The organism is Achromobacter sp. DMS1 (assembly GCF_001270295.1).
In genome coordinates this window covers 5,898-12,530 of sequence record NZ_LHSJ01000240.1, presented here as the reverse complement: position 1 = coordinate 12,530, position 6,633 = coordinate 5,898, and the positions used below count along the sequence as shown (strand labels likewise).

The following is a 6,633-nucleotide window of genomic DNA, read 5'->3' as shown; positions in this document are numbered from 1 at the left end:
CCGGCCGCGCCGCACGTCGCGTTAGCCCGCTGCGGCCAGCACCTGCCGCGCCACGTCGATGAGCGTCCGGCCGCTCTGCATGGCGGCGCGCTGCAGCCAGGCGTGCGCGTCGGGTTCGGACAGGCGCCGGGTCCGCATGAGCAGGCGCTTGGCGGCGCAGCAGGTCTTTCTGGTCGTCCAGCGCGGCGCGCCCTGCGCCAGCGCCTCGTCGGCCTTCTGCATTTGTTCGCGTTGCGCCTGCAGGATGTCGAGTATGGACCGCTCGATCTCGCCGCCCACGCCGCCGGGCGGCGGCGCATCCAGCGCCCGGCCCTGCACGCTGAAGAGCATCGCGGGCGCCATGCCTCTGGCTTGCTTTTCCAGGCGTTCGCGCAGCAGTCCGTGGTTGCGCAGATCGCGGCGGGTCTGGCCGATGCGCTGCCGGCATTCCTCGGCCAGCAGGTCCGTCAGCCCGGATGCGATGGGGCGCATGGCGTCGATGCGCGCGGTGCACACGTCGAACCATACGGCGCCCAGCGCGGGGATCGACGGGATGGCGTTCGCCGGTGCGGCGGGCCATGTCGCGCATGCGCGCCACGGCGGCATCGCCGCCGGCGCGCCTGCCGCCAGGCCCGCTGGATGCCCGACGGCGCATGGCGCTCGAAGGTGTCGAAGCTGCGCTGCTGGTCGCCGACCAGGCCGTCCAGGCGCGCCTGGCGCGCTTCGTCGAAGTAGCCCGCGGCGTAGCCCGTGACGCCGAGGGCGCGCTCCTGGCCGGCCAGTTCCTTGCCCTGCATGAAGTTGAGCAGGGCCACCAGCAGCCGGGTGATGCCGGCGTCCAGCGAGGCGTCCGCCGCCTCGAACACCACGGCCAGCAGGCTGGAGATGAGGCGGGTATAGGCCGCGCTCGCCGCCTCGGCGTCGATGCGCTGGCGCCGCACGCGCCAGCGCAGGTCGGGCAGTTCGTCCAGCCGGTACAGCGCATAGGCAATGGCGTCGTACAGCCGGGCCTTGCCGCCTTCCTGCTCCATGCCGTCCAGGAAGCCGCGCACGGCGCGTTCGCATTCGTCCGCGGCGTCGCAGAGGCCGCCCAGGTGTGTCAGCAGCGTGTCCTGCCGCAGGCACAGGTACAGGTTGGAGTAGCCGCGCTCCTTCTGCAGGGCGTGGACGAGCTCGCTCAGCAGCGCCACGAAATCGCTGATGCGCGCGAGCTGCTCAAGGGCCAGCAGCTCGGACTGGCGCGCCGCCGCGAGAAACCTGAGCGCGGGCCCGGCCCTGGTCATGGCAGGCTCCGGCGCGGGCTCATGCCCGCGCGCGCGCGCGGGCGCGCAGGGAGGCCGGCCGCGGCGACGCCGAAACGGCTGCCGGCCGCCACGTCGCCGATGACCAGGATGGCGGGGCTGCGCAGGCCCTGGCAGCTCGCGTCGGCCTGCATGCGCGCCAGCGTCTAAAGCGGATTTCGCGCTGGCCGGGCAGCGATGCGCGCTCGATCATGGCGACCGCGGTGTCGCCGGGCAGCCGCCTTCCAGCAGACCCGCGGCGGTCGCGGGCAGTCTGGCCACGCCCATGTAGACCACCAGGGTCGTGCCCGAGCGGGCGAGGCGGCCCAGTCGGGCGCGCCGCCGTCTTCGGTGTGCGCGGTGACCAGGGTCACGCCGCGCGCCACGCCGCGCAGCGTGAGGGGGGATGCCGATCCGCGGTCGCGGCGGCCAGGCCCGCGGTGATGCCGTTGACCGATCTCGCACGGCACCCCGCGCGCGGCCAGCCAGGCGGCTTCCTCGCCGCCTCGGCCGAAGATGCAAGGGTCGCCGCCCTTCAGGCGGGCGACTTTCCGGCCCTGGCGCGCATAGCGCAGCATGAGGCGCTGGATGAAATCCTGCGGCGTGGAGCGGCATCCGCCGCGCTTGCCCACCGGGATGACGCGCGCCTGCGGGCAATGCGCCAGCACCTCGGGGTTGACCAGATCGTCGGCCAGGACGATTTCGGCCTGCCGCAGGGCCTTGACGGCCTTGATCGTGAGCAGTTCGGGGTCGCCGGGACCGGCGCCGATGAGAAACACGGGGTGGATCATGATGCGGGCTTCCCCTGGCATGGCTTGAGAGATCAGAAAGCGACTTCGACGGCGTCGCCGTTCAGGCGCGCCGGCCATGCGGCGATGCGCTGTTCGGGGAACTCCACGCAGGAGCCGTCGCTCAGCCGGAAATGCTGCTTGTAGAGCGGCGCGGCCACTACCTTCTCGCCGCCCAGGCTGCACACGATGCCGCGTCCGACCACGTTGGCGCCGGATTTCGGATCGCGGTTGCCCACGGCGTAAACGGCCTCCTCGCCGGGCAGGTAGAAGAGCGCCACCTGTTCGCCGTCCAGCCAGGCCACCACGCCGGAATGGGCGACCAGGTCCGAGCGCCGGCAGACGACGCGCCAGCAGGGTTCGCGCAGGGCATCCATCAGTGTTCCTCCAGTGCTGCGGCGAGCGGGGCCTCGTCCGCGTTCGCGGGGCGGCGCTGGCCGCGTTCCTCGACGAAGCGGATATCGGGGTCGGCGCGCCGGTCGTTGACGAAAGTCCGGAAGCGCTTGAGCTTTTCGGGGTCGGCCAGGGCGTTGGCCCATTCGCATTCGTAGCGGTCCACCACGGCCTGCATCTGCGCCTCCAGTTCGGCGCACAGGCCGAGGCTGTCGTCCAGCACCACGGCCTTGAGGTAGTCGAGCCCGCCTTCGAGCGATTCGCGCCAGACCGAGGTGCGCTGCAGCTTGTCGGCGGTGCGGATGTAGAACATCAGCAGCCGGTCGATGATACGGACCAGGGTGTCGTCGTCCAGGTCGGTGGCGAACAGCTCGGCGTGGCGCGGCCGCATGCCGCCATTGCCGCACACGTACAGGTTCCAGCCGTTCTCCGTGGCGATCACGCCAATGTCCTTGCTCTGCGCTTCGGCGCATTCGCGCGTGCAGCCCGACACGGCGAACTTCAGCTTGTGCGGCGAGCGCAGGCCCTTGTAGCGGTTCTCCAGGCGCAGCGCCATGGCGACGCTGTCCTGCACACAAGATCGCGGCCTACGCCAACCGCGACCTGGCCCGGGGCGAGCCTGCGCGGCCATCCGGGCATCTCCTGGTGGTGTTCCATGGTGTCAAGCGCGACGCCGACCACTACTACGAAGAAGCCGCCCGGCTGCTCGCGGCCAACCCCGCCTACGCGTCGAACACCCTCATCGTGGCGCCCCGCTACGTGGGCTCCATCGACTCGGGCTTTCCGGGCGTGGCGGCCTGGCGCAAATCGAGCTGGGAAGAAGGCGGCGAAAGCGTGCAGGCGCCCGGCCGCCCGGCGCCCGTCTCGTCGTTCCAGGTCTCGACGACCTGCTGCGCGTGCTGGCCGACCGCAAGCGCCTGCCGCTGCTGGAAAGCATCGTGCTGGCCGGCCATTCGGGCGGCGCACAGCTGGTGCAGCGCTACGCGGTGCTGAACAACCTCGACGGCGCGCTGCGCCGCGACGGCGTGGCGGTGCGCTACGTGATCGCCAACCCCTCTTCCTATCTCTACCTGGGCAGCGAGCGCCCGCGCCCCGGCGGCCAGGGCTACGCCCGCTACGAGCGCGGCATCTGCCCCACCTACAACCAGTACAAATACGGCCCCGACAAACTGCCCGCCTATGCCCGCGAAACCGACGAATCGCGGCTCTTCGTGCGCTATGCGGACCGCGACGTCACCTATCTGCTGGGATCGGCCGACAACAACCCCGAACACCGGCTGCTGGACAAGAGCTGCGGCGCCGAGGCGCAGGGCGCCACGGCCTGGCGCGCGGCCTGGGCTACCTGCGCTACGAATACCTGCTGGCCTCGCGCGGCCCGCGCCCCGTGCCGCTGCGCCGCGAGGGCTACGAAGTGGCGGCGTGGGGGCACGACAGCGGGCGCATGTTCGGCTCCGAGTGCGGCGTGCGCGCCCTGCTGGGCGAGCAGGCCCGGCCGGACGACAAAGCGGCCTCCTGCCAGGCTATCGCCCCGCGCTGAGCCGGAGCCGCCGGGCGCGGCGCGTGCATTTTTTCGTCGCCGGGCGCAAGATGGCGGACATGGCCCCCGTTTCACGACGGCCGGCAGCTCCCGAGAGGCTCACCGGAAGGACAGCGATGACGCACACCTACCTAGACATGCCCGACGCCAGGCGCCGCATCAAAGCCATTTTCGTGGGTTCCATGGGCAACCTGGTCGAGTGGTACGACTTCTACGCTTATACCGCCTTCGCCCTGTATTTCGCCCCCGCCTTCTTCCCCTCTCACGATCCCGTCGTGCAGCAGCTCAATGCGGCCACGCTATTCGCCGCCGGCTTCATCGTGCGGCCGTTGGGCGGATGGCTCTTCGGCCACATCGCCGACCGCCACGGACGCCGGCTTTCGCTCATGGTGTCGGTGGGCATGATGTGCGTGGGCTCGCTGGTCATCGCGGTCACGCCAACCTACGCCAGCATCGGGCTCGCGGCGCCGGCCGTGCTGGCCCTGGCGCGCGTGATCGAGGGGCTGAGCCTGGGCGGGGAATACGGCGCCAGCGCCACCTACCTCACCGAGATCGCCGACCCGGAGCACCGGGGCTTCTATTCCAGCTTCCAGTACGTGACCCTCATCGGGGGCCAATTGAGCGCCATCCTGGTCCTGCTGCTGCTGCAGAACGTATTCCTGACGCCGGAACAGCTCAAGGAATGGGGCTGGCGCATTCCTTTCGTGATCGGCGCCATGCTCGCCATCATCACGGCGGTGATGCGCCGCGACATGCCGGAAACCGAATCGTACAAGGAGGCCAGCCGCCACAAGCCGCGCACCAGTTCGCTGCGCGGCCTGCTGGCGTACCCGCGCGAAGTGGCCATCGTGGTGGGCCTGACGGCGGGCGGCACGGCGGCCTTTTATACGTTCACCACCTACATGCAGACCTTCGTGCGGCAGACGGCAGGGTTCTCCGACCACGTCACGACCTACGTGATCGCCGCCACGCTCATCTTCGCGCTGATCCTGCAGCCGGTCTACGGCGCGCTGTCCGACAAGATAGGCCGCAAGCCCCTCCTGGTGTTTTTCGGCGTGGCGGGAGCCGTGCTCACGGCTCCCATCCTCAAGACGCTGTCGCACACCACCTCTCCCTTCATGGCCTTCCTGCTGATCTCGGGCGCGTGGATTTTCACGGCCTGCTATACGTCGATCAACGCGGTGGTGAAGGCGGAGCTGTTTCCCACCAACATCCGCGCCACCGGCGTGGCCGTGCCCTACGCGGTCACCGTGTCCATTTTCGGCGGCACCGCGCCGGCCATCGCGCTCTGGTTCAAGCAGCAGGGGCACGAGACCTGGTTCTACTACTATCTGTCGGGCATCATCTTCGTGTCGCTGCTGGTCTACATGACCATGCGCGACACCCGGCGCCATTCGGCCATCGACCGCCACGAGTGAGGCCGCGATGCCGCGCCCGGCCCGAAGCGGGGCCGGCGCTCAGCGGCGCGCGCCGGTGAGGGGCCGGGGCGGCGGCGCCTCGGGCACGTGCGGCGCGGCCAGCGGCGACTCGATCACCAGGGCGGAGCGGGCCAGCGCCACGCAGGGCAGGATCCAGCCTTCGTCCTTTTCGTCGCGCGACAGGCCCGGCCATTCGACGGCGTAGGCTATTTCGCCCTCGACCAGCCGGCACATGCAGGCGCGGCACGCGCCGTTGCGGCAGGAGCTGGGCAGCCTGATGCCGGCGGCCTGCGCGGCCATCAGCAGCGACGCGCCGGCCCCGGCCTCGAACCTGAACCCGGCCGGCTCCACCCGCACAGCAAACGCGCCATCGGCGGCAGGCTTCAATTTTCCTGCGCCTGCCACGGCAGCTTCCACGCGCCGGACAGGACGTTCTGCAGCCAGAGCACGCAGGTCAGCGTCTTGGCGTCGGTGACTTCGCCCTTGCGGCAAGCCTCGTACAGTTCTTCGGGGCGGGCGCTGCATACGTCCAGGAACTCGTCCTGGTCGAGCTGGCGCGCGCGGCCGACAGGCCGCGCGCGAAGAAGATGTGGATGATCTCGGTGGAATAGGCGATGGCCAGGTGCAGCGCCCCCGCGCAGGCCCACTCGCGCGCGGTGTAGCCGGTTTCCTCGAGCAGCTCGCGCTTGCCGCAGACCAGCGGATCTTCGCCCGGGTCCAGCTTGCCGGCGGGAAACTCCGTCATGACGCGGCCGACGGGATAGCGGAACTGGCGCTCCAGCAGCACGCGGCCATCGTCCAGCAGCGGAATGACGACCACCGCGCCCGGGTGCACCACGTATTCGCGCACACCCTGGTTGCCGTTGGGCAGGGCCACGGTGTCGCGCCGGATCTTCAGGAACTTGCCCTCGTAGGGCGTTTCGCGCGAGACGAGCGTTTCGACGAGATGGGTTTCGGCGGGAGGCGTCATGGCAAATGGAGAAACATGGAAGGCGGGAAGACGACGATGCAGCTTACCACCGGCGCGCCTCAGCCGAACCGCCGGCTGGCGTCCAGCGCCAGCCCCGCGCCGATGCTGCCGAAGAGATCGCCCTCCACGCTGCGTGCTCCCGGAACCAGCGCCGACACGCATTCGCGCAGGCGCGGCACCAGTCGATCCGCCGGTGAAGAACACCGTATCCACGCCGCCCGGGCCGAGGCCCGCGTCGGCCAGCAGCGCCCACACGTGGCCGCCCACC

At 70.3% G+C, this 6,633-nt stretch carries 9 protein-coding genes and 3 pseudogenes; 3 read left to right on the top strand and 9 right to left on the bottom strand.

The features are described 5' to 3' along the window. Nucleotides 1-21 precede the first annotated feature (21 nt). The 6 genes and pseudogenes from AD428_RS28500 to AD428_RS21125 all read right to left on the bottom strand — a co-directional run. On the bottom strand, nt 22-471 hold the full coding sequence (locus tag AD428_RS28500; protein ID WP_235491054.1) for an ANTAR domain-containing protein: 450 nt from the start codon (nt 469-471) through the stop codon (nt 22-24). Further along, nucleotides 447-1,262: a nitrate- and nitrite sensing domain-containing protein gene (locus tag AD428_RS21140; protein ID WP_235491053.1), complete on the bottom strand. Its 816-nt coding sequence runs from the start codon at nt 1,260-1,262 to the stop codon at nt 447-449. The genes AD428_RS28500 and AD428_RS21140 overlap by 25 nt, the downstream gene beginning before the upstream one ends. Further along, nucleotides 1,259-1,414 (bottom strand): hypothetical protein, encoded by a 156-nt coding sequence (locus AD428_RS28495; RefSeq protein WP_235491052.1) that lies wholly within the window; start codon nt 1,412-1,414, stop codon nt 1,259-1,261. The genes AD428_RS21140 and AD428_RS28495 overlap by 4 nt, the downstream gene beginning before the upstream one ends. A gap of 12 nt (nt 1,415-1,426) precedes the next feature. Then, nucleotides 1,427-2,050 carry an SAM-dependent methyltransferase gene (locus AD428_RS21135; RefSeq protein ID WP_235491051.1) on the bottom strand — a complete coding sequence of 208 codons (624 nt, stop codon included), beginning with the start codon at nt 2,048-2,050 and terminating at the stop codon, nt 1,427-1,429. A gap of 32 nt (nt 2,051-2,082) precedes the next feature. Then, nucleotides 2,083-2,424: a nitrite reductase small subunit NirD gene (gene nirD / locus AD428_RS21130; RefSeq protein ID WP_053246483.1), complete on the bottom strand. Its 342-nt coding sequence runs from the start codon at nt 2,422-2,424 to the stop codon at nt 2,083-2,085. After that, nucleotides 2,424-3,014: pseudogene (locus tag AD428_RS21125) on the bottom strand (nitrite reductase (NAD(P)H)); the annotation flags it as partial. The gene nirD and the pseudogene AD428_RS21125, both read right to left, overlap by 1 nt. Nucleotides 3,015-3,085: 71 nt before the next feature. On the opposite strand from AD428_RS21125, the gene AD428_RS29790 reads away from it, so the two are divergent. From AD428_RS29790 to AD428_RS21115, 3 genes are all read left to right on the top strand, one after another. Continuing rightward, nucleotides 3,086-3,433, top strand: a complete 348-nt coding sequence (locus AD428_RS29790; protein ID WP_369798806.1) for a hypothetical protein — start codon at nt 3,086-3,088, stop codon at nt 3,431-3,433. A 391-nt stretch (nt 3,434-3,824) separates the two neighbouring features. Continuing rightward, the gene (locus tag AD428_RS29785; protein ID WP_369798805.1) at nt 3,825-3,977 is read left to right on the top strand and encodes a hypothetical protein; all 153 of its coding nucleotides are present in this window, start codon (nt 3,825-3,827) and stop codon (nt 3,975-3,977) included. A gap of 116 nt (nt 3,978-4,093) precedes the next feature. Continuing rightward, nucleotides 4,094-5,395 (top strand): MFS transporter, encoded by a 1,302-nt coding sequence (locus AD428_RS21115; protein ID WP_053246481.1) that lies wholly within the window; start codon nt 4,094-4,096, stop codon nt 5,393-5,395. 39 nt (nt 5,396-5,434) lie between these two features. On the opposite strand, the gene AD428_RS21110 is transcribed toward AD428_RS21115, so the two are convergent. From AD428_RS21110 to AD428_RS25620, 3 genes and pseudogenes are all read right to left on the bottom strand, one after another. Next, the gene (locus AD428_RS21110) at nt 5,435-5,782 is read right to left on the bottom strand and encodes a 2Fe-2S iron-sulfur cluster-binding protein (RefSeq protein ID WP_053246480.1); all 348 of its coding nucleotides are present in this window, start codon (nt 5,780-5,782) and stop codon (nt 5,435-5,437) included. Next, nucleotides 5,779-6,365 (bottom strand): annotated as a pseudogene (locus tag AD428_RS21105) (NUDIX domain-containing protein). Before AD428_RS21105 ends, AD428_RS21110 begins: the two are co-directional and overlap by 4 nt. A 59-nt stretch (nt 6,366-6,424) precedes the next feature. After that, nucleotides 6,425-6,633 (bottom strand): annotated as a pseudogene (locus tag AD428_RS25620) (Hsp70 family protein); the annotation flags it as partial.